2 protein-coding genes and 1 pseudogene are annotated in these 1,136 nt (G+C 64.0%); all 3 read left to right on the top strand.

The window, feature by feature from the left end; genetic code table 11:
• Window positions 1-204 (top strand): TrbC/VirB2 family protein (locus DXK50_RS24825; protein WP_212632146.1); only part of this gene is annotated, 204 nt, incomplete at its 5' end.
• Window positions 201-473, top strand: coding sequence for a VirB3 family type IV secretion system protein (locus DXK50_RS24820; RefSeq protein WP_212632145.1), 273 nt, complete (start codon window positions 201-203; stop codon window positions 471-473). The genes DXK50_RS24825 and DXK50_RS24820, both read left to right, overlap by 4 nt.
• A gap of 80 nt (window positions 474-553) precedes the next feature.
• A pseudogene (locus DXK50_RS24815) lies at window positions 554-1,136 on the top strand (conjugal transfer protein TrbE); the annotation flags it as partial.

Here is a 1,136-nt window from a genome sequence, read left to right as displayed (position 1 = left end):
ATCCTTGATTCGGTACAGGGGCCGGTGGCGCGCATCATCGCGGTGATCATCATCATTACCACAGGCCTGACGCTGGCCTTCGGCGACACCAGCGGCGGCTTTCGCAAGCTGATCCAGATCGTCTTCGGCCTGTCGATTGCCTTCGCCGCGTCGTCATTCTTCCTCAGCTTTTTCAGCTTTGCCGGCGGGGCGGTGATCGCATGAACGGCGAGCACGAACTCATCCCTGGTTTCGAGGTGCCATTGCACCGCTCGCTGGCCGAGCCAATTCTGCTCGGTGGCGCACCACGCAACGTGGCGATCCTCAACGGCACTCTGGCAGCAGTGGTCGGCCTGGGCTTGCAGCTGTGGCTGCCTGGTTTGGCGCTCTGGTTGGTAGGCCACTCGCTGGCGGTGTGGGGTACCCGTCTGGATCCGCAGTTCCTCCAGGTGTTTGCCCGACATATCAAGCAGCCGTCACTGCTGGATGTGTGAGGAGGCCGCCATGCTGAACCTCACCGAATACCAGCGCCGCCCCGCCCAACTCGCAGACTGGCTGCCATGGGCCGGTCTCNCTCTACCTGCCACCGGAAGAACCGCGCTCGCGCGCCGCCGGCCTGCTCTACGAGCACCGGCCGCAACGCGGAGTCGACTGGCGCGAACGACTGACCGCCTTCATCGCCGAGACGGATCGTTTCTTCGATCTGCTGGATGGGGTGATGCCAGAGCTTGCCTGGCTAGATGACAGCCAGACGCTGACTTACCTGCATGCCACGATTTCGACCCATCGCCAGCGGGTGGCTGTACCCGATGTGCCCTTCCACCTCGATATCCTGCTGGCTGACAGCCCCCTGACCACTGGCCTGGCGCCGCGTCTCGGTGAGCAGCATCTGCGCACGCTGTCAGTACGTGGTTTCCCCGCTTCGACCTGGCCAGGCGTGCTGGACGACCTCAACCGTTTGGGCTTCGCCTATCGCTGGTCGACCCGCTTTATCTGCCTGGACAAGGACGAGGCCGAGAAGGAACTGCTGCGCCTACGTCGGCAGTGGTTTGCCAAGCGCAAGGGTGTCCTGGCGCTGCTGCGCGAAGCGATCTTCCAGCAGGAGAGCCCACTGCTCGACAGCGATGCCGCGAACAAGGCCGGCGACGCCGACGCAG

Source organism: Pseudomonas sp. KB-10, from assembly GCF_018221585.1.
GTDB classification, from domain to species: domain Bacteria; phylum Pseudomonadota; class Gammaproteobacteria; order Pseudomonadales; family Pseudomonadaceae; genus Aquipseudomonas; species Aquipseudomonas yangonensis.
This window is presented reverse-complemented; position numbering and strand designations above follow the sequence as displayed.

What these genes read in the sequence shown, in the direction of transcription:
- DXK50_RS24820 (WP_212632145.1), top strand. Translation starts at nt 201, where the DNA reads ATGAACGGCGAGCACGAACTCATCCCTGGTTTCGAGGTGCCATTGCAC.